Raw genomic sequence first — 18,825 nt, 5'->3', positions numbered from 1 at the left:
CAAGCCGTAATTACGTCGTAAACACAGAGATTGTCGCTCTCTCCCCGAGATTGAAAGTCAAGTCAACTTTTGTCCGCCTGCTTGTCACGGGCTTTTTTCTCGGGGCTTTGTGTCGAACGATCCAGTTAGAGGATGCCGATTCCTCAATGGGACGATCTGGGCCGGATCGGCTGTTCAGACTGAATGACGACGCGGCTTGAGCCCCGCGAGGAACAGCTGCGAAAAATGATCGGCGATCTGAATTGGTGACCAGCTCCGCACATCTCTGAACCAGATCGGGTACCAATGGCTCATGCCGGTCAAGACACGTTCCGCGAAGTGCGTGTCGACCGTCCGGAAGAGCCCCTCGTCGATCCAGCGTTGATGGTTCTTCTGGTCCTGTCCGATCGTTGCGAGCACCTGTTCCACATAGTGTTTTCGGTCAACATCGTTGAGATAGTTGATGTTGTGATAGGTCGCCTTGGGACCGCAGGGAGTGTCGTGCAGCATCAACAACAGACGAACTCTCTGAATGACATGATCGAATGCTCCAAGCCCCAGATCCTGCAAATGTTCCCGAATGCCGATCTCGCCGACGAGCCCTCTTTGCAGGCAAGCCAGCAAGAGACTCTCCTTTTCGCTGAAGTGATAATAGATGCCCGCACGGGTCATCCCAGCTTCCGCCGCGATGCTCTCAAGAGACGTGCCCAATGCCCCCCGTCGATTGAAACTGTCCGAAGCAATCGAGAGCATCCTGTCCAGCTTCGCGGCGCGCTTATTCAATCTCGAGCGAGCCTGGAGAAACGGCCCGAGACTCGGTGGTTCAGGCATGTCCGGTAAGGCGATCTCGCGCCGATAAACTCCATGCGTGACGATGTCGTCAATCGCATCAATCGCCTGTTGGCGCGTGTAGTAATCGCGCTCGGAGAGCCAGAACGGAACCCAGTCCAGGATGGAGATGAGAGCCACGGCGACTAGGAGCGGCTCGTCGCAAGCTATCGAGCCGTCCGCAACGCCTCGCCTCAAAATGTCGGCCAGCAGCGTGGCATTCTGCCAGCGCCTGGCGTGGACATCATTGCTGTAAGACGCGGCCAGTGCATCGATGTCGGAAAACAGGATCATACGCTGACCTTCACGCCGCAGCCGGGCGCGTATGATGCGCCTGACGACCTCGAGCCCATCGATACCCGGTTCGGCCGCCGTCTCGATCTCGTTCCTGTAGATCGCAAGCCCGCGCAGGTAGCAGTGATAGATCAGGTCCTCCTTGTCGCGGAAGTAGTGGTACAGCGCCCCCGGCACCGATCGAACGGATGCTGCAACCTGCTCCATCGTCACATTCGCATAGCTATGGCGGGCAAACAGCCTCGAAGCTGACGCGAGGATTTCTTCAGCTCGGTCCGACGGGAAGGCGGCGGCAATCTGCAAGCTCGACATCCTCCTGAGCACGGATGGCTTCATCCACGTGAGGTGACCACCACCCCATGTCGGATATTGTTAGTTCGGCCGGTATCATCTGACAACCGTCCGCCAAGCCTGATTCACGGGCGCAGCGGCTGCATTGCGCTGGCAGTTTTGGCCGCGCGCACCAGCTGAAGGAATTCGGAGCGATAGCCGTAGGGATCGTCACCGCGCGCTGCCGAGGCGATGCGCAGCACGTCGTCATAGCCGAACTGGCCTGTGTGCTTTCCGCCCCGCAATATCTCGCCGAACGCCGCCACACTGGTTGCAAAGCGGGCATCGAGCGGCGCGTCCTCGAAGCGGCCATGCTCCGAGGTGCGATCGACTGGTGTGCTGATCAGCAAGCTCCGATCGGATCGCGGCAGCTTGTAACGGATCTTGACGAAGGCGTACTCGGCCCCTGACGGCGCGCCGTTCGCCGGGGCTTGGGCACCGTATCGAAGATCATCGGCCAGTCGAGGTCCGCCGACAGGCACGATGTCGTAGAGCGCCGTCACGGTTTGCCCGGAGCCGACGTCGCCAGCATCGACCTTGTCGTTGGCGAAATCGGCACGATCGAGGAGTCGCGTCTCGTAGCCGATGAGCCGATATTCGGCGACGGTTGCGGGATTGAACTCGACCTGGATCTTCACATCCTTGCCGATCGCAAACAGCGTCGAACTTGCCTCTTCGACCAGCACCTTCCGTGCCTCGTTGATCGTATCGATGTAGGCAGCCACGCCGTTGCCGTTCTGCGCCAGCGTCTGTGCCAGCGCGTCGTTGTAATTGCCGGCGCCGACACCGAGCACGGACAGGAAAATGCCCTTTTCCCGCTGACGCTCGACGAAGCCTTTCAATTCGTCCTTGTTCGTAATCCCGACATTGAAGTCGCCGTCGGTGGCGAGGATGACACGGTTGACGCCGCTGGCGTCGAAATTCTGCTCTGCCAGCGCATAGGCCTGCCTGATGCCTTCGGCCCCCGCCGTGCTGCCGCCCGCCTCGAGCCGATCGATCGTCGCGAGGATTTTGGCTTTCTCGGACACGGACGTGGGTTGAAGCGCGGCGGCCGCATTTCCGGCATAGGTCACGATCGCGATGCGGTCCTCGGGTTGCAGCTGGGTCACCAGCATGGCAAGCGACTGCTTCACGAGCGGCAAACGGTTCTGCGGCTGCATCGAGCCTGACGTATCAATCAGGAAGACGAGATTGGCGCGAGGGCGGCTTGTCTGTTGCAGCGAATATCCCTTAACGCCGATGCGAAGGAGCTTGCGGCCTTCCGCCCAGGGGTTCGGAAACACGGCAACGTTGGTCCGGAATGGTTCGTCCGCCGATACGGGGGTGTCATAGGTATAGGGAAAGTAATTGATCAGCTCCTCGGTCCGGACGGAGGCGGCTGGCGGCAGGATATTGCGGTTGAGCTGGGCGCGGACGAACGCGTACGACGCCGTATCGACGTCGATGGAGAATGTCGAGACGGGCACATCGCGCGCGACCTTGAAGGCGTTCTCCGGCGCATTCGCAAACTTGTCGCGGCCGACAGGTTCAGGTGCGCCAGGAGCGGGTTCGCGCTGGCTATGCTCGCGCAAGACGAGGGCCGGCGCCCTATGCTGTGCAGATACTGACGGCGACGCGCGCGCGGTGCCGTCAGCAGTTGGTTCTCCGCTGCGGCTACGCAACGCGACACGCGGAGCGACGCCCTGCGCCTGGCCGGGCGTGCTCGTGGACGGCGCCTGCGGAGCGAGCCGGCCGGCGACGTGATTCTCCGCGCGCAGTTTGGCGACAGGCGGCGCAGCGGCCGAGGGCGCGGCGGCTTCCTGGTTGGACCCTACGGCCGGAGGGGCGGTTCGGACAGGCGTTTGCGGCTGAGCCGGGCTTCCGCTCTCCTTCTTTGCTTGCACCGTCGAAGGAGCCTGAGCGACCTCGTTGCTCGCCAGCTTCTGTTCGACGGGTGCAGCGACGTCCTGCGATTGCGGCGACCGCATGAGGTGGAAATAGGCGCCCGATCCGGCAACGATGCAGGCCAGGCTGGCAGCCAGAAAATATCGCGTACGATTCATCACAGACCTCTCGCGCGACCGCTGCAGGGGCGCCGCAGCGGTTCGCTCGATGAGACGGATGTCGGTCGGCATTCCTTGGCCGTTCTCGGCGCTTTTTTGATCAAAGCGCAGCAATGCCTGTTGCAGAGAAGCGTCACGCGAGTCCGCCGCGGGCGGCGGAGGGTCGGGCAAACGCATGATGTTGTGATCAGAACTCATCGCCAATGTCCTTTGCGAGGCCTGCCTGTCGCCTCACCTCGTGCATGCGGCCGGAGATGGTCGACTCGGAGACGCCCAGGGCCGTGGCGGCCTCCGCATGCGTCATGCCTTCACCGACCACGAGCACGACCGTCTCCCGCAGCAGCGGCGGAAGCCGCGCCAATTCGCTCGCGAGCCAGCTGCGACGAAACAGATCCCGCCCGTCGGGCGGCGCCGCTAGTTCGGCAAGAACGGCAAGATGGCCTTTGCACCGCGTAAAGGTCGAACGGCGCCGATGATGGTCATGGCAGGCGTTGCGCACGATACCGACCAGCCAGGTTGTGAACTTCGCCTCTCCCCTGAAAGAAGCGATCCGCTCCACCAGCGCGCAGCAGACATCCTGACAAATGTCCTGCGCGTCGGTCCGGGAGCCGGTCATGCGCCACGCAACGCGGTGCATGAGGTCGTAGTGACGCCGCAACAAGGCCTCGAATGCGGCCCGGTTGCCCTGCGTGGCCAGGCTGACGAGGTCATCATCCGCGGCGCCATCCGGTGGCTCCGTCACCTCTGCCGTCGTGAGCTGAATGGTGCCCCCCATGCCCTTCCCTCAAGCTCGACCGGGTTGAGCGACGCAATGGGGACCGTCACCCGACCTTGCGGCCGGTCTGGTCCAGAACCGCCATTCCATGCGCTTTACCATACTGTTCCACCCACAAGTCGGGGCGCGCCGGGCAGATTTCCGGCCATTCACGCATTGAGACGAATGAGACGCCGGAATCCTTGGCAAGGTTTGAAAAATTATCCGAAGGTTCTCACCGCGCTCTGCGGTGGCGGCAGCGCCAGGGATCATGGCCGCGAACACGATTCGGGCGTCTCGGCGTCAGGCTTGGCGCGGTCCAATAAGCCCGCTTCAGCCGCTCGTACCGGTAAGGGAATTCGGCGACGCACCATGTACCAGGTTGAAATCGGCGCCCTCTCGCCAACCCTCTGAAAGGCTGGAGCGGGTGAAGGGAATCGAACCCTCGTATTCAGCTTGGAAGTCTTCGAATTTCCGTAGTGTTCTCAAATCCGTTCCGACAATGCTCAGCTTTTTTGCTTGTTGAGATCACTACAGAATTTGGTCTTGTCGGAATGATGTTCGAATTGGCGGTCTACTGGCCAGACAACCATAAAGTGTGCCAGTATTTGGCGGATTCCGAGTGAGATAGACACGTGTGTCGTCACCAACGTGTACGCATTGAAATGCCGTCAGAACCGACAAGGAAGTGAAAGCGCAAGAGAATTTTCTGCAGGAGATCCGAGCATGAAGTTTAGTGGGCTGAACTGGACAGCCGGGAAAAAGAAGTGGGACGACGAGTTGGTCGGCGAGTTGCGCGCGCTGGTTCGCCCCGGCGACAATGAGTTCAACGAGATGGCGCTGCAGACAGCTTTTGTTGGAACCCAATTGCCCCTCGAACTTTCGCGCAAGAGCGTGAAGGTCATCGTGCTCACCGGCATTCATCTCGACTGGTGCATTGAAGGTAATGCGCGTGCGGCCCGCGATGCCGGCTACCTTCCGATCGTCATCGGTGATGCCTGCGGGTGCCAGAAGCCGGAACAGGAGGCCGCCGCGATGGAACGGATCAACAATTTCTTCGCGAAGGTCATTTCTTCCGACACTTTCGTCAAGTTGCTGAATCAGAGCGCCTGATCTCGCGCATCGGCAGGGGCAACGCCTCCTGTGACGGCATCGCCGATATGGCCAGGACAGCCGCCTGCCTCATTTGCGATGCATCGCCGGCGGGTACCCGCGCCTGCGGTGCATCAGCCCTGAGTGTCCTGGCGGCCTGTCGCTTCGCCCCGTTCGACGACTCTTGCCACGCCACGCAGTAGGGCGGCGTGATGGCCGAAGCAGCCTCGATCTCCCCGGCTGTCTTCCGGAGGAAATGACCAAAGTTAAAGGTCTCGAGCGACAAGTGCTCGACTGGGGTGAGGTTCTCTCCCAGACGGCGCAACTCGCGGAGCACCGACTCGAGACCTTCTTGAAGTACGTCAGCCGTAGCCGTGATCTCCTTCGCCGCGGCATCCCGCTCTTCGCGCTCGGTCTCGGTGGCTATCTTCCGTTCAGTGTTGACGATCTGCGCCTCAACTGCAGCGCAGGCATCACGAAGGCTGCCAAGCCGCTGGCCCTCGAAAATGCCGCTCGGAGTCACCCGGACGGCGCTCTCGGTGAATGCCCCGCCATCGCGTCCACATCGCCACGGTTATAGGCCTCCGCAAAGTCCTTTTGGAAATCGGAAACGCTATCGGGGGACCGATCTTGTTGGGCGGTGGCGCGGTACGGCAAGGTCGCAATCAAGCAGAGGATAGCCAGAAACATTCGGAGCTTCATGATTCCTCCCGGCGTTCGGTAGGCCCCTCCAGGCCGACCTTCGCCGCGCCCCTGATGCGGGCTTCTTCGTTGCGGTTTCCTTGGCCGGCTTCTTGCCGGGGGCATCAGCATCTCCTTCTGGCCGGCCGCCGCCTTCTTGGCTTTTTGGTCGGACTTTTTGCAGCCTTGCTCTCTACAACTGCGCCGCCGACGCTCTTGCGCAGCGCGTCCATCAGGTCGACGACGTTCTCGCCCTTCGGCCGCTCCTTGGGGCGGATAGTCTTGCCGGCGCGCTTCTGGTTGATGAGCTCGATCAGCGCGGTCTCGTAATGGTCCTCAAACCTCTCCGGCTCGAACCGACCCGCCTTCTGGTTCACGACGTGCCTGGCGAGATCGAGCATGTCCTTGGTGACTTTGACATCCTGGATCTCGTCGAAATACTCCTGCTCGCTGCGCACTTCGTAGGGATAGCGAAGGAGCCTGCCGACGAGTCCTTTGTCCATCGGCTCGAGCGCGTCAATTGCTCCTTGTTGCCGCTCATGACGGCGTGGCGGGCACCCAAGGCCAGGTACGAACCTGGTTCGTAGGAGGGCCTAAACATATCCTTGGGCAGTCCGTGCTGAATCGTCGCGATCCAGTTCGCCTCCGGAGGCGGCCGACGCTGGTCGGCGGAAACCGAGACGAAGGGAGCGTCCGGCCGATTACCTGGGGTAGACCGGGAAGATCTAGCCGACCGTGCATCGTCGTCAGGAAAGGCACGTCGATCCGGCTCAGCATAGGAAGACAACCAGCGACGTGAGAGTGGATCACATCGAAGTCGCGCGCGCGCTCGGCGATTGCTTCGATCAGAAGTGCGCAGGCGGCGTTCGGATCCGCCCCCTTCCGCCCCAGGCGCAACGCGCGGCCACACCGCGTGGAGCTTTCCCTTCGTCTTCGAGTCGCCGCTTGCGAACAGGGCGACGTCGTGCCCGGATTCGGCCAGTTCGTCCACCAGCCAGGCGATTACACGCTGGGTCCCGCCGTAGAGCTTGGGAGGCACGCTCTCGGCCAACGGAGCAAGCTGGGCAATCCGCATCGCGCTAGGCCCCGAACACGAACTGCAGGACCGTCACGATCGTCGCGGAAATGAGGACGAAATCGCGAGCAGCGTCCAACTGGGCCTCGTACTTCCGCGGGCCACGCGCGCTGCGAGCGTCTTCACGACCGTCAACATTCGTCTCGAGGAAGCCGCTGCAGGTAGGCGATTCCGAAGCCAGCGAGTTCTTCGGTATCGCTCTCTCGCGCTTCCGACCTGCTGTGGACGTGGCGCTCCAGCAGGCAGCGCCGGGTGTCGTGCGCATCGACCTCGGGGGTGCCGCGCCCGATACACCGTCCAGGCGGTCTCCGTGGCGTTCTTCAAGACGACGTCGTCGACCATACTCTCTCCGGAGACCAAACCCAGTCGCTGCCAACTCAAGGCAATCTGGAAAGTTTCCGGTTTTTCCCGGAAGTAGACGAAGGGAGGAGAGGCAGGATGCTTTGGCGCGCGCCCGCGCACGTGCCGCACGGCGGCGCTGCAGGCGGTGGCTTCGGCCTGAGCTTCTGGTTGCGAGGGGAGCTGGCGTCGGCGCTGCGGCCGTCGACTCCGCCGCTGGCGCTTCGCGTGCCGTCTCTGGCTCGGGGCGCTTGGCTTCCATGAACTCGAGGACCGAGCGCCCTTTGTCGGTGATGCGCCAGCCGCCGTTCAGCCGCTCGATCAGCGCCTGCGAGAAGACGTCAAGATCGGCGACTCGCGCAGCCAAGCGCTTGGTCCGCTCGGCCCAATCCGGTCCGCTCGTCGCCAGGATAGCCATGTCGCGCTTAAGATCCGCCATGACGGCGAATCCATCGGGATAACTCACCAGGATCTTGAGCACTGTGACCTGGAAATTCACCCCTGCGCTCCGCTATCGCGCTGTGCTGGGAGCTTGATGGAGCGCCTCGCGACTGGCCTGCTTCAGACTCTCCGGGGTGACGTTGCCCTTCGCGGCGGCTTCCAGAATCCTTGAAGCGACATGGGTGCGAGCACCGGTTTCGAAACGCGAAACCTCTTCGCAAACCTCGTCGAGCACGGCGCGAAAAAGCGCCGTCGTGGCCGGATCGAACATGGGAACCCCAAACGCTAGAAGCGATAGCCTACCGCAAAGAATTATTCCGGTGGAATCAACATTGTTAATGCCCGCAGACATCAGGCGGATGTTCGGGGCGCTCTCATGAAAGCTTTTGCGCCGCAGCGTGGGCCGAACCCAGCGCGTCCTCGCGTGTTGTGGTCCGAACTCGAAGCTGACGCTGCCCCGGCGGCGAGGATCCATTGCCCTTCGCCGCCGGGGTCAGCAGCAACCATTGCCTATTTTTCCCGTTATCGGCAGGGCGCGAGCAATGTGAAAGGAATCTCGATGAAGAAGATCGCGATGTCGGCGCTGCTGGTCGGCGCTCTTGGTCTGTCCTCGGTGGCCGCCACGTCTCCTGCCGAGGCTCATTGGCGAGGTGGCTGGGGACCGGGCATCGCCGGCGGCCTGTTGGCCGGCGCTGTGATCGGTGGGCTTGCCTCGTCGGCGTATGGGTGGGGACCTGGTTATGGCTACTACGATGGCCCCGGCTACTATGGAGCGGGACCCTATGCCTACGACTACGGGTATGACGAGCCGTATCGCTGGGGTGGCGGGTACGCCACCACGACCTACTACACGGCGCCCGTGTCCTACGGCTACCGCTACCGTCGAGTCGTGCGACCTGCATACGCCTATTACCGCGGATCCTACCCGGTCGTTCGGCACCGCTGGCATCACCACCACTGGTGAGAGCGGTCCATCTGAACGCAAGGAAGGCCGCGCACCCGAAGGCGCGGCCTTTCTTTTCCGCTTACCACAATCCACCGGAAAACGGGTCGTGCCGTTCGGAGGCAAGGCGTCGTTCGGGCGCTCTCGTCGCCGGCTTCGTCGAGCGCCTGGGATGCGGCCGCGCCTGTGAGGCGATGCGTCCGGGCTGTTCTTTCTTGACCTCGGCGGAAGGTGCTGCAGGCATGGCGGCCATAGCCTGGCGCACATGCTCCTGCGGATATTCGGGGATCGGTTCGGCCTCCGCGACATTCGGCACCTCGGCTCGCGGTCGCGTGTCGAACACGATCTTCTCCGGAAGGCTTCTCGCCGAGCTGATCCGGATGGTCGTCCTGTCGGGATCGGTTGCGGCCGCCCGCTCGATCGGGGCCGGTAGGTACCGGTCCGTCGCGAAGAGCATGGCCAGCAGCAGCCCGCCCACGAATACGAAGTATCTGATGATCGGCATGGACCGCCGCTCGCGAATGAGAAACTGGAAATGAGGCGGGGCCCGACGTGAGATGAGACGGGCCGCTTTCTCGACGACCCGCCTCGCAGGACTTAGTCCACCTCTTGGACCACGGTGCGCGTCGACGGATCGACAAGCATCACACGCTCGCCGGAGTAGACGTATCGATCGTCAACGAGGGCCCCACTCAGCGGGCACCGCTTCGAGTTCGACCTCGCGCGGGACGGGCGAGCCGACCACGATCTTTTCCCGGCTCTCGATAAAGGAAGCAGGAATGCCCCTGCAGCACCTCGAGACACGCCCTCGAGTAGGTGTCGGTGACCAAACGTCGGCCTCGACATTTCTGGTCGCTGCGGAGCGTCGCCTGAGGACTCTCTGCTTCGACGTTCGGGTTCGCGAGATAAGCGGGTGATGTTGCGAGGAGACTGCGGCTTCGTTGCAACATCTTCGGATAGGAACGCGTGAGATCGTCCTCCGTTGATCCCGCTCATGGGAGGAGATCTCGCATGGCCTATGAAGAACGGGAAACAGGAAATCTGATCGGCAGCGACAAGGTCGAGGGCACGGCCGTCTATGGCGCCGACAGACAGCGTATCGGTTCGATCGAACGCGTGATGATCGACAAGATCAGCGGCAAGGTCGCCTACGCCGTGCTGGGCTTTGGCGGCTTCCTTGGCATAGGCGACGACCATTATCCGCTTCCCTGGCAATCGCTGAAGTACGACACCAACCTGGGAGGCTACGTGACCGGGATCAGCGACAGTCAGCTGAGAGGGGCGCCAAAATACAGCAACGAGAGCAGCTGGAATTGGTCAGACTCGTCTGTCGCCCAGTCGGTGGATGACTACTACGCGGGCATTCCGGCTCCGTAGGGCGGCGGTCGCACAGCACGAACTCCGCTGCTGACTGACGCGCAGAGGAGCGTCCGCTCGCATTTCGTGTGCCGGCGCTCAGGCCGACGTCGCGAGGTCAGCCCATCGCGACGTGGACCGTCCTGTCCCGCTTGGACCTGACTTGGGTTGCTGCAGTCGAGATCGCTCGGAGGACGAGCAGTCGGCGCCAAGCCGACCACCTCTGCGGCCCGGCCAACGACTTCTTTGCGACCAACGGGAGACTGTCGCGCTCCTCGAAGGAGACGTCAATCTCGCCGCCAACCAGGCGATTGCGGCCTGCAGCGGAGACGCCCGGGAAGCGGTCAAGACACTACTCGTCGACGTTCCACTTTCTTGAGGCCGAGGCCGCCTAGCCTCGGCAAGAGGTGTCGACAGGCTACGCCCGGGGCGGCTCCCAGGGGCGCGAGAAGCAAGGGATGAGGCAGATGGCTGAAGCGACCTACTATGTCGCTCTACCGTTCGTTTTCTCCGACGACGGCGTGGCTGCCGGCGACGCGACGGAGTGCTTCAACGCCAACGCCGGGGTCAGGCGGGCGGAGGCGCTGTCCCGTAAGCCCGGTCATGCCGGCGCCGTCGCGTTCAGTCGTCGCCCATCGTTGGATCCAAAGCTCGATCGGCAGGCTCTACGTCCGTCGACATCGCGATCTCAAGACTGTTCGCGGAATTATATGCCCGCGTCGGCTCTTGTTGACTGAAGGACGCAGGCTACTCAGCTCTGGGCAATGATGTTGCGGGAGGGTGCGTCGTGGAGCAGGAATTCTATCGGGGTCTCGCCCATCGGGTCCGTACCATCGCCGAGAAGGCCGACCCGTTCACCAGGCGACGCCTGCTGGATCTCGCCAAACGGTACGACGCCAAGGGGGGCAGCTCGCGATCGCGACCGACCGAGCGGCCGCTGCCGGTGCCGCGCACGACATCTCCGGCTTCGATCTTCTCTGGACTTGGCGAGGCCTGACGCCCCGGCGGCGGCAGGCATATCTGAGAGCACATGACGTCTGCAGTCGCCGAACTTCGAATTGCCTTCTTGAATATTTGAGCGCGATGGGAAGTTCATTAAGCGCTCAACGGATTATCCATGAAGAAGCGCAACATCTCCCTCGTCGCGTCCGGCCCGCGCGGATCGGTATAGGAGCCCGCAGGACTGCCGCCCGACCAGGCATGCGCGGCACCGTGGACACTCCAGTGCTCGGAGTTGTCTCGTCCCTGCGCAGCGGTCAGGATCGTTCGCGTATACGAATGCCCGTCCGGCACTCGCCCGCGAACCACCATGACTTCCCGGCCCTCGCCGCGGCCACCGAGAACCCGGTCGCCGTTGTCGGGATGCACGGTGGTGTCGCGGTCGCCATGAAACACGATGGTCGGCACCGGAGAGCAAGCCTTCACGGTAGCTCCGGGCGCACCGCCCTGCCGCATCGCGGTCAACGCAGAGGGAAGATCGCTGGCTGCCCCGCACGCCAGGCCCGAATGGACGCCGACCGCAGCGTATAGGTCCGGATAGGTCGCCCCCATGATGGCAGCTGCGGCCCCGCCGGCCGAAAGGCCCGCAGCGTAAACTCGCTTGGGGTCGATGCCGTGGTTGCGCATGATCTGGCGGGTGACGCCCGCGATCAGCGAAGGTTCGCCGCCGCCCCGCTTCTGGTCTCCGGTGCGAAACCAATTCCAGCACTTCGCCTGATTGGCCCTGTGCGGCTGCTCCGGATAGACCACGAAGCAGCCCTGCTCTTCCGCCAAAAAGTTCATCCGGGTGCCGGCCGCGAAGTCGTCGGGCGACTGAGTGCAGCCGTGAAGCATGACGATCAATGGGCGCGGTCGCCCGGGCGCGCGGCTCGGGATGAACAGCTTGTAGGTTCGGCTTCCCGCCGCGTTGCCGAAGGTGCCTTCGATGAAGCGCGCACCATCGGGCACGACGTCCGACCTGGACGGCGGAGCGCGCATGCTCAGGCCGTGCAGTCCGAGCCCCTCCAAGTCTTTCACGCCCTTGAGCGGCGCGGGACTTCTGCATCCCAGGACGGAAGCGGCATGCTCTGCCGGCGGTCCGCTTTTCTTCTCCTCGACGACCTGGGCTTTCAAATCGAGGGTCGGCGGCTCGAGCCTGGCGAGCTCGACTGGAACTGCATGTCCCGTCGTTGCCGCGGGCGCGCCGCGGCCGTGAAGCATGCGTTGCAAGAGCGCGGTCGCCTCGATCAATCGACCCGCCCGCGTGAGGCGAGTGGCCTCGCGAACTATGCTCTGATCCAACATCGCATCACCTCGTTATGTCGGCGAGAGCGGCCTTGACCGCGGGAGTGGCATGCAGGGCTCCAAGCACCGAGACGGAAGCAATGGTGGCGCGGGCCAAATCAGGCGTGACGTCATGGTCGATGATCGCCAGGCCGAGGACGTTGATGTGGAGCATTTCGCCGGCGCGTTGCGCCGCTTCAAGATCATGGCGGGTGTAGTTTCGCAGCCCGAGGTCCAGACTCTTGCGTGCCGTCGACTTCTTGACCACGTCCGCATGCCGTTCGAGCTGATTGCGGATGGCCGTCCGGATGAAGTCGGTCCTGTTGGAATAGAACCCCTCCTGCACCATCAGATCGACCTGACCGAGATCGACGTAGCCGAGGTTGATCGTGATCTTCTCGGTGTCCGGGGGCTTCGGCCGGAGTTCGCGGACATTGTCAGCCATGGGATGAGTTCCGATCTAATGCACCATCCCTACGGATGGTAGAAAGATGGCATATGGAGGTGCGAAGGAATGATTCAAGTGAAAAAGCGCAGGATCGGCGTCACAGCGTCCCAAGGGAGCCCAATGTTGCCCAGGGCCGTCCGGACCGACAGCGAGCGAGCAGCGCGACCGGCGTCAGGGGTCCCGGCGGCGCTCTTCCACCAGGTCGGACGACGGCCGCAGCGAGATCTCCGCCCTCTCGGTCTTCAGCCCAACCGGCGTTAGTAGCCGGCCCTGGATCTGCAGTGTCGGAATTCGTGGTACGGGTCCATCGGCTGCCGCTCGGCGTTGAGCGAGAACGAGTACCCCTAGTCCCAGCCGTCGATCTCAACGACGTAGTCGAGAATCCCCGCGCGCGGCTTGCGCCGGCGTTTTCGGTTCACGTGCCTGGACGGCTTCGGATCGACAGCCACCATAGTCCTCGATGGTGCTCCGGAACGATGCCAAAACTACCCGAGTCGCCCCACGGAGGGGCTATGATTGTTCGAGCAGACCGTCGCGGCTCCGTCTTACCGCCACACCATCGAACTCGACCTCCCCCGAAAGCACCGTGAATCGCTCGACTCTGAAATACCTAGCGGCGCAAATTATGCGACACGGGACTCGCCGGATCGCAACACTCGAAGTCCCCATGCTGCAAACTCTGATAGATCTGACTGCAATGGCCGAGGCTTTGAGCCGGTCGGCCGACTACCGGGTGCTGCAGCGCCTCGTGCCGCGGGCCGCCTGCCAACCGACGATCGGGCAGGATTGCAGGACCGGGACGCTGGATACCGAGACGACGGGTCTCGACCACGACAAGGACGAGATCATCGAGCTCGGGATGGTCAAGTTCGACTACACGCCGGACGGGGGATCGTCGGCGTCAGAGACACGTTCTCCGCTTTCAACGAGCCGAGTGCACCGATTTCCGCGGAAGTGACGGTACTCACTGGCATCACCAACGAAATGGTCGCCAGTCACAGATTCGACGATGCCGCCATCACTCCTTCGCCGAAAGCGCAGTCATCACGATCGCGCATAGCAGCGCTTTCGACAGGAGGTTCGTCGAGCGCTACTGGCCCGTGTTCGAGCATAAGGCCTGGGGTTGCAGCATGAGCGAGATCGACTGGCGAAAATACGGCTTCGCGGGCTTGCAACTCGCTACCTCCTCAACGGAGCCGGCTACTTCCACCAGGCACACAGGGCCGTGGGCGACTGTCACGCGCTGCTGGAGATCTTGGACTTCGACCTACCAACGACCGCCGCGCCGGTGCTCGCCGTCCTGCTCGACAAGGCGCGAAAGAAGACTGTCCGCGTCTGGGCCGAACAGTCGCCGTTCGAACTCAAGGATTCGCTAAAGTGCCGTGGCTACCGCTGGAGCGACGGCACGGACGGCGGGCCCAAGTCCTGGTACGTCGACGTCGGCGATTCCACCGTTGACGACGAGCTCGCTTTCCTGAGAGCGGAGATCTACCTGCGTGACGTCAAGCCGCGTCTGCAGACGTTGACCGCCTTCACACGTTTTTCCAGCCGTGTCTGAAAAGACTGCTCGGCCGCTTCTTCTTAGCGAGCGAGGCGCTTCCCAACACACTTGCGGCTATTGCCGACCTTCTTCACGTAGAGAAAAAGCCGCCCGGAAGCGGCTAGTTCTTGGTCTTCCCTCTTCTGCTTACTTTTCGAGGGCGTCCGCGGCGTCCCGCGCTGCGTCCTTCACATCTCCAGCAGCGTTGTGCGCGGATCCCTTGGCCTTATCGATCTTACCTTCAGCTTCCAGATCCTTGTCGCCACTGAGCTTGCCGGCACCTTGCTTGAGCGCGCCTTTTACCTTGTCGGCAGCTCCCTTAACATGTTCGCGGTCCATGATCGTGTTCCTTCGCGTTGGGGAACGGGCCAACGAAAGCTTCTCGAAGTAGTTCCTCAAATAGCGCCGGCGTTACAACAAACTCATCGCATCTGAAAAGCGGGCGCCCAGCTGCGAGTCTAGTCCTTGCCCGCAGGGGACGCTTCTTGGATTGTTCCTATCCTTCGTCCCAGTCGTCGAATTGTAGAACTAGTTACCACTTAGATCATGCCATGGATCGACGGACGCGAAAGTGCGGGCGCGTTCATCGCTTTTGCAAGGCGGTAGAGAGCGCCGAACTGTCGTTCAAGATCGAAAAGACTTCCCGAGAGGACAGATGCGCCGCGGCCTCCTCGAACGTATCGCTTGCATCGACCTTGGCACGGCCGACCGCCAGGTTCGCGTCGATCGTGCCCGGACGGGCGGCGCGAGGAGGCGGCAGCTGCGCGAGGTGGAAGGCCAGGAGCGCGGCGTCGTAACGCAGCTCCACCAGTGCGGGCTTGATCCCCACGTCCGCCGACGCGCTCAATTCGTTCGCTCGCCGTAGGACCGGGGGCGGCTCTCGTTCTTCCGGGGTGGCGAACAGTTTGCCGAGCGCGGGCCGGGCGGTCAGCGCCCCTATGGGAACGGCGAACAGCAGCCCCACGATGACCGGCGACATCCAGAGCAGAAGGGGCAGCGAAACCGCGTACGCGCTTGCCGCCATCGCAACGCCGCACAAGGTCGGAAAGCCGTATTTTCGATAAAGCTCGCGGCGTTCCACGGTGCCGTCGTCGCGCCTTTGGGTCTGCCAGCCCGCATCGCGACCGGCCAGGATCTCGACGACCGCGATCGACTGGAAGATCATCATCACGGGCGCCATCAACGCCGATAAGACAATCTCTGCGAAAAGTCCGACCGAGGCTCGCAATGGGCCGCCGAATTGGCGTCGCGCCGGACGCCGCATCCAAACAAGGGCCAGGCTAAGCAGCTTCGGCAGCAGGAGTAGACCCATGGTGGCGACGAACACCCAGATAGCGAGCACGGGGTCCTGGGCCGGCCAGCTCGGAAACAGGGAGAAACCCTTCGGGAAATACTCCGGACGCACGAAGCGGGCCTGCAGCGAGATCAGCATCCCCATCAGCAAGAACAGCAGCCACAGCGGTGCCATCAAATATGCCCCAATCCCCACCATGAAATGCAGGCGTGACACCCAGTGGAGACCCCGCGCGGGTACCACGGCGAGATGCTGAAGATTGCCCTGACACCACCGCCGGTCCCGCGCCGCGAAATCAAGCAGCGATGGCGGAACCTCCTCATAGCTTCCCCCGAGCGTCGGCAGCATGTAGATGCCCCATCCGGCCCTCCGCATCAGCGCAGCCTCGACGAAATCGTGGCTGAGGATGTGTCCGCCGAATGGCTTGCGCCCGCGAAGCTGCGGCAGCGCCGCCGCTTCGGCAAACGCCTTCACCCGGATGATCGCGTTGTGTCCCCAGTAATTTCCCTCGGAGCCGTGCCACCAGGCGACGCCGGCGGCGATCATCGGTCCGTACAGGCGGCCAGCGAATTGCTGGACGCGACTGAACAGACTGCGCGCATTGACGATTATGGGCAGCGTCTGGACGAGCCCGGCGCTCGGCTTAGTTTCCATGGCATGGACCAACCGGACGATGGTCTGCCCGCTCATGAGACTGTCGGCGTCGAGCACGATCATGAAGTCGTAGAGGCCGCCGAACCGCGTGATCCATTCGGAGATGTTGCCGGCTTTCCGGGCCGTATTGTCGGCTCGGTGCCGATAGTACAGCCGTGTTCCGACAACCTGTCGCAATGCGAGGAGCGCTTTTTCTTCTGCGACCCAGATGTCCGGATCGGTGCTGTCGCTCAGGACGTACCAGTCGAACAGCTTGCCGCGCGAGGTCGTTTCCAGGGATTCGATGATCGCACGGAGCCGGGCCGTCAATCGGTGCGGGTCTTCGTTGTAGGTGGGAAGCAGCATGGCGGTGTGGCTTGCGATCGCAGGCTGTTCCGCGCCAGGCGCCAAGGCGCCCCCGTCCGGACGATGGCCCAACAGCACAACGAAGCCTGCCACGGCGGACGCGGACGAGAAGGCGACCCAGGCGAGCAGGACCAGGAAGAGCACCAGCACCATGGCTTCGAGGACGGTGATGCCGCCGACCTGCAGCACCCGATACATCTCATAGGCGCCCGCCGCCGTGAGCGCCGCCGTCGAGAGCAGGATGACGCTGCGCCGCCATGCCATGGTGGTGGCGACCGGTGCAGGAACGCGGTTCGATACCGGGTTCTTTCCGAGATCGCTCGGAGCCATGGGAAGGGGGGACTCGCTCGGCAACAGGCGTTGGCTGGCGATCTCGACGGCGATCCGTTGCGGTGTTGTGCTCAGGGGGCCCATCGATAAACCCAGACTTCCGACAACGGCTTGTCGCCTTCGGCCAGGAATGCCCGCAGCTCGATTGGCTCCCCTTTCACCTGGCACTGGAAGCTCAGCCGCCAACCACCGGTGTAAGGATTGGGCTGCGTGACGATATTCTTCACCTCGGACTTCTCCGCCGTGACGACGCCCTTGACGCTCGCAGGATCGACGCCCTTCAGGTTATCGCCGATCAGATCGAGAACGAAGAGGCGCGCGTCCTCGCCCCTCGCCCCTATCCCGCTTCGCGTGAATCTGGCCAGGGAATGCGGCTTCGGACTGTCGGGGCTCCAGTGCAGCCGATAGGTGTAGTTGTATTCGCCCTTGGCCTGCAGCGGGCTTTTAGGACGCCAGAATGCGGCGATGTTGTCGTGGACCTCCTCCTTGGTCGGGATTTCGATCAGCACGACCCCGCCCTCGCCCCAGTCCCCGACCGGCTCCATCCAGAGACTGGGCCGTCTCTCGAAGCTGGATTCGATGTCCTGATAGGCGAAGAAGTTTCTCTCCCGCTGCATAAGCCCGAAACCGCGCGGATTGAGATCCTGAAAAGTGCTGATCTGAAGATCGCGGGGGTTGCTGAGCGGCCGCCAGAGGCTTTCGCCCTTGCCGTTGAAGATCGCAAGGCCGTCGGAATCGTGGACGGACGGACGGAAATCGTCGATGTCGTTGCGGTCGTTCGGACCGTAGAAGAACATACTGGTCATGGGCGCGAGACCGGCCCGTTGCATTTCGACGCGGGGGTACACCGACATTTCCACGTCGAAGACGGTCGTGTCCCCGGGCCGGACAGTGAATCGGTAGCTCGCTGCGCAGCTCTTACTGTCGAGCAGAGCGTGGATCACCATCGAGGTGGCACCCGGCGCCGGCCGCTCGAGCCAGAAGGCCTTGAAGAACGGAAATTCCTCGCCCTTGGCTTCGCCCGTATCGATCGAAAGTGCCCTGGCGGAAAGACCATACGTCTGCCCCTTGGCAACGGCGCGGAAGTAAGTTGCGCCCAGGAAGACGCAGACCTCGTCGTAATAATCGGCGCGATTCATGGGCGCATGAATGCGGAAGCCTGCGAAGCCGAGATCGATGTCCTCGAATGCCGGGACTTTCTCGCCGAAAGAAAAGTCCGCCTTGCGATACTTGAGCTCGCTTGCCTTTCCGTCCGCGACCTCGAAGATGTTCACTCTGTTCTTGTAGAAGAACCCGCGATGGAAGAACTGCGCCTCGAACGGAAGATTCTTGCCGCGCCAAAGCGCGCGCTCGGGCAAAAAGCGGATCGAACGGTATTGATCGTAGTCGAGGTCGCTCAATCCGCTCGGCAGCTTCTCGTCCGGCGCCTCGTACGACTTGCCCGCCAGCATACGGGCCAGGTCCCTCACCGTGGACGACCCAAACGCATCACCCGATGCCGCGGCGAAACCGCTGCGCGAGGCGAGCAGCAACGCCGGCAGCAACGCCGACCCTTGAACAAGCTGGCGTCGGTTCACGCGCTCTCCTTCTCGCTACTGCTGCCGCCGCCAAGCAACGACCACCGTGCCCGTGAGTTCCACTGGCGGGCGGAAGACGAACGGCTTTCCGAGCGCTTGCGGTCGCGGCGGCGCAAACGGATAAGGGCGGGCGGGAAAGCTTCGGCTCCAGTTCATTCCTGAGCCGCCTCGAAATCGGTTGAGATCGAGCGCCCGCTGAGCCGAATCGGTGGTACACGGCG

General features: G+C 62.7%; 17 protein-coding genes and 3 pseudogenes. 6 read left to right on the top strand and 14 right to left on the bottom strand.

Translation table 11 applies throughout. The features are described 5' to 3' along the window. Nucleotides 1-174: 174 nt before the first annotated feature. The 3 genes from ACYCVF_RS33950 to ACYCVF_RS33940 all read right to left on the bottom strand — a co-directional run bounded on the left by ACYCVF_RS33950 (nucleotide 175) and on the right by ACYCVF_RS33940 (nucleotide 4,248). The gene (locus ACYCVF_RS33950; protein ID WP_459604065.1) at nucleotides 175-1,404 is read right to left on the bottom strand and encodes a TetR family transcriptional regulator; all 1,230 of its coding nucleotides are present in this window, start codon (nucleotides 1,402-1,404) and stop codon (nucleotides 175-177) included. A gap of 113 nt (nucleotides 1,405-1,517) precedes the next feature. Beyond that, nucleotides 1,518-3,473: a vWA domain-containing protein gene (locus ACYCVF_RS33945; protein WP_459604064.1), complete on the bottom strand. Its 1,956-nt coding sequence runs from the start codon at nucleotides 3,471-3,473 to the stop codon at nucleotides 1,518-1,520. Nucleotides 3,474-3,660: 187 nt separating this feature from the next. After that, entirely contained in the window at nucleotides 3,661-4,248 is a 588-nt protein-coding gene (locus tag ACYCVF_RS33940; RefSeq protein ID WP_459604063.1) for an RNA polymerase sigma factor, read from the bottom strand. A gap of 705 nt (nucleotides 4,249-4,953) precedes the next feature. Here ACYCVF_RS33940 and ACYCVF_RS33935 point away from each other — a divergent pair. After that, on the top strand, nucleotides 4,954-5,340 hold the full coding sequence (locus ACYCVF_RS33935; RefSeq protein ID WP_459607316.1) for an isochorismatase family protein: 387 nt from the start codon (nucleotides 4,954-4,956) through the stop codon (nucleotides 5,338-5,340). Here ACYCVF_RS33935 and ACYCVF_RS33930 read toward each other — a convergent pair. The 5 genes and pseudogenes from ACYCVF_RS33930 to ACYCVF_RS33910 form a co-directional block, all read right to left on the bottom strand. Then, nucleotides 5,315-5,842 (bottom strand): hypothetical protein, encoded by a 528-nt coding sequence (locus ACYCVF_RS33930; RefSeq protein ID WP_459607314.1) that lies wholly within the window; start codon nucleotides 5,840-5,842, stop codon nucleotides 5,315-5,317. The two genes, ACYCVF_RS33935 and ACYCVF_RS33930, sit on opposite strands and share 26 nt — an antisense overlap. 210 nt (nucleotides 5,843-6,052) lie before the next feature. Beyond that, nucleotides 6,053-6,521 (bottom strand): annotated as a pseudogene (locus ACYCVF_RS33925) (Ku protein); the annotation flags it as partial. Continuing rightward, nucleotides 6,518-7,075: pseudogene (locus tag ACYCVF_RS33920) on the bottom strand (glycosyltransferase); the annotation flags it as partial. The pseudogenes ACYCVF_RS33925 and ACYCVF_RS33920, both read right to left, overlap by 4 nt. Before the next feature lie 436 nt (nucleotides 7,076-7,511). Beyond that, a pseudogene (locus ACYCVF_RS33915) lies at nucleotides 7,512-7,913 on the bottom strand (hypothetical protein); the annotation flags it as partial. 12 nt (nucleotides 7,914-7,925) lie between these two features. Then, nucleotides 7,926-8,126, bottom strand: coding sequence for a hypothetical protein (locus ACYCVF_RS33910; protein ID WP_459604058.1), 201 nt, complete (start codon nucleotides 8,124-8,126; stop codon nucleotides 7,926-7,928). Between the two features lie 273 nt (nucleotides 8,127-8,399). Between ACYCVF_RS33910 and ACYCVF_RS33905 the strand changes: the two genes are divergently transcribed. Beyond that, the gene (locus ACYCVF_RS33905) at nucleotides 8,400-8,819 is read left to right on the top strand and encodes a hypothetical protein (RefSeq protein ID WP_459604057.1); all 420 of its coding nucleotides are present in this window, start codon (nucleotides 8,400-8,402) and stop codon (nucleotides 8,817-8,819) included. A gap of 61 nt (nucleotides 8,820-8,880) precedes the next feature. On the opposite strand, the gene ACYCVF_RS33900 is transcribed toward ACYCVF_RS33905, so the two are convergent. Next, complete coding sequence (locus ACYCVF_RS33900; RefSeq protein ID WP_459607312.1) at nucleotides 8,881-9,303, bottom strand: hypothetical protein; 423 nt, start codon at nucleotides 9,301-9,303, stop codon at nucleotides 8,881-8,883. 506 nt (nucleotides 9,304-9,809) lie between these two features. Here ACYCVF_RS33900 and ACYCVF_RS33895 point away from each other — a divergent pair. Together ACYCVF_RS33895 and ACYCVF_RS33890 are read left to right on the top strand one after the other, a co-directional pair. After that, nucleotides 9,810-10,175 (top strand): PRC-barrel domain-containing protein, encoded by a 366-nt coding sequence (locus ACYCVF_RS33895; protein ID WP_459607310.1) that lies wholly within the window; start codon nucleotides 9,810-9,812, stop codon nucleotides 10,173-10,175. A gap of 766 nt (nucleotides 10,176-10,941) precedes the next feature. After that, nucleotides 10,942-11,151 (top strand): hypothetical protein, encoded by a 210-nt coding sequence (locus tag ACYCVF_RS33890; RefSeq protein ID WP_459604053.1) that lies wholly within the window; start codon nucleotides 10,942-10,944, stop codon nucleotides 11,149-11,151. A gap of 98 nt (nucleotides 11,152-11,249) precedes the next feature. Here ACYCVF_RS33890 and ACYCVF_RS33885 read toward each other — a convergent pair whose 3' ends face one another. Together ACYCVF_RS33885 and ACYCVF_RS33880 are read right to left on the bottom strand one after the other, a co-directional pair. After that, nucleotides 11,250-12,437, bottom strand: a complete 1,188-nt coding sequence (locus tag ACYCVF_RS33885) for an extracellular catalytic domain type 1 short-chain-length polyhydroxyalkanoate depolymerase (RefSeq protein ID WP_459607308.1) — start codon at nucleotides 12,435-12,437, stop codon at nucleotides 11,250-11,252. 4 nt (nucleotides 12,438-12,441) lie between these two features. Continuing rightward, nucleotides 12,442-12,861, bottom strand: a complete 420-nt coding sequence (locus ACYCVF_RS33880; RefSeq protein ID WP_459607306.1) for a CopG family transcriptional regulator — start codon at nucleotides 12,859-12,861, stop codon at nucleotides 12,442-12,444. A 670-nt stretch (nucleotides 12,862-13,531) separates the two neighbouring features. Between ACYCVF_RS33880 and ACYCVF_RS33875 the strand changes: the two genes are divergently transcribed. Both ACYCVF_RS33875 and ACYCVF_RS33870 read left to right on the top strand, forming a co-directional pair. Further along, on the top strand, nucleotides 13,532-13,822 hold the full coding sequence (locus ACYCVF_RS33875) for an exonuclease domain-containing protein (RefSeq protein ID WP_459607305.1): 291 nt from the start codon (nucleotides 13,532-13,534) through the stop codon (nucleotides 13,820-13,822). A gap of 297 nt (nucleotides 13,823-14,119) precedes the next feature. Further along, nucleotides 14,120-14,422: a hypothetical protein gene (locus ACYCVF_RS33870; RefSeq protein ID WP_459612956.1), complete on the top strand. Its 303-nt coding sequence runs from the start codon at nucleotides 14,120-14,122 to the stop codon at nucleotides 14,420-14,422. Nucleotides 14,423-14,551: 129 nt separating this feature from the next. Here the strand turns inward: ACYCVF_RS33870 and ACYCVF_RS33865 are convergent, their stop codons facing one another. The 3 genes from ACYCVF_RS33865 to ACYCVF_RS33855 form a co-directional block, all read right to left on the bottom strand. After that, a complete protein-coding gene (locus ACYCVF_RS33865; protein ID WP_459607301.1) occupies nucleotides 14,552-14,743 on the bottom strand; it encodes a CsbD family protein in 192 nt (63 codons plus the stop codon). A 244-nt stretch (nucleotides 14,744-14,987) separates the two neighbouring features. Further along, nucleotides 14,988-17,111 (bottom strand): glucans biosynthesis glucosyltransferase MdoH, encoded by a 2,124-nt coding sequence (gene mdoH, locus ACYCVF_RS33860; RefSeq protein ID WP_459607299.1) that lies wholly within the window; start codon nucleotides 17,109-17,111, stop codon nucleotides 14,988-14,990. Beyond that, a complete protein-coding gene (locus ACYCVF_RS33855; RefSeq protein WP_459607298.1) occupies nucleotides 17,099-18,604 on the bottom strand; it encodes a glucan biosynthesis protein G in 1,506 nt (501 codons plus the stop codon). The genes mdoH and ACYCVF_RS33855 overlap by 13 nt, the downstream gene beginning before the upstream one ends. Nucleotides 18,605-18,825 lie beyond the last annotated feature (221 nt).

The organism is Bradyrhizobium cedriense, from assembly GCF_054602315.1.
The sequence above is the reverse complement of the archived record's forward strand: the minus strand, read 5'-3'. Positions and strand labels throughout refer to the sequence as shown.

What these genes read in the sequence shown, in the direction of transcription:
- ACYCVF_RS33945 (WP_459604064.1), bottom strand. Translation starts at nt 3,473, where the DNA reads ATGAATCGTACGCGATATTTTCTGGCTGCCAGCCTGGCCTGCATCGTT.
- ACYCVF_RS33940 (WP_459604063.1), bottom strand. Translation starts at nt 4,248, where the DNA reads ATGGGGGGCACCATTCAGCTCACGACGGCAGAGGTGACGGAGCCACCG.
- ACYCVF_RS33935 (WP_459607316.1), top strand. Translation starts at nt 4,954, where the DNA reads ATGAAGTTTAGTGGGCTGAACTGGACAGCCGGGAAAAAGAAGTGGGAC.
- ACYCVF_RS33910 (WP_459604058.1), bottom strand. Translation starts at nt 8,126, where the DNA reads ATGTTCGATCCGGCCACGACGGCGCTTTTTCGCGCCGTGCTCGACGAG.
- ACYCVF_RS33900 (WP_459607312.1), bottom strand. Translation starts at nt 9,303, where the DNA reads ATGCCGATCATCAGATACTTCGTATTCGTGGGCGGGCTGCTGCTGGCC.
- ACYCVF_RS33895 (WP_459607310.1), top strand. Translation starts at nt 9,810, where the DNA reads ATGGCCTATGAAGAACGGGAAACAGGAAATCTGATCGGCAGCGACAAG.
- ACYCVF_RS33885 (WP_459607308.1), bottom strand. Translation starts at nt 12,437, where the DNA reads ATGTTGGATCAGAGCATAGTTCGCGAGGCCACTCGCCTCACGCGGGCG.
- ACYCVF_RS33880 (WP_459607306.1), bottom strand. Translation starts at nt 12,861, where the DNA reads ATGGCTGACAATGTCCGCGAACTCCGGCCGAAGCCCCCGGACACCGAG.
- ACYCVF_RS33875 (WP_459607305.1), top strand. Translation starts at nt 13,532, where the DNA reads ATGCTGCAAACTCTGATAGATCTGACTGCAATGGCCGAGGCTTTGAGC.
- ACYCVF_RS33865 (WP_459607301.1), bottom strand. Translation starts at nt 14,743, where the DNA reads ATGGACCGCGAACATGTTAAGGGAGCTGCCGACAAGGTAAAAGGCGCG.
- mdoH (WP_459607299.1), bottom strand. Translation starts at nt 17,111, where the DNA reads ATGGGCCCCCTGAGCACAACACCGCAACGGATCGCCGTCGAGATCGCC.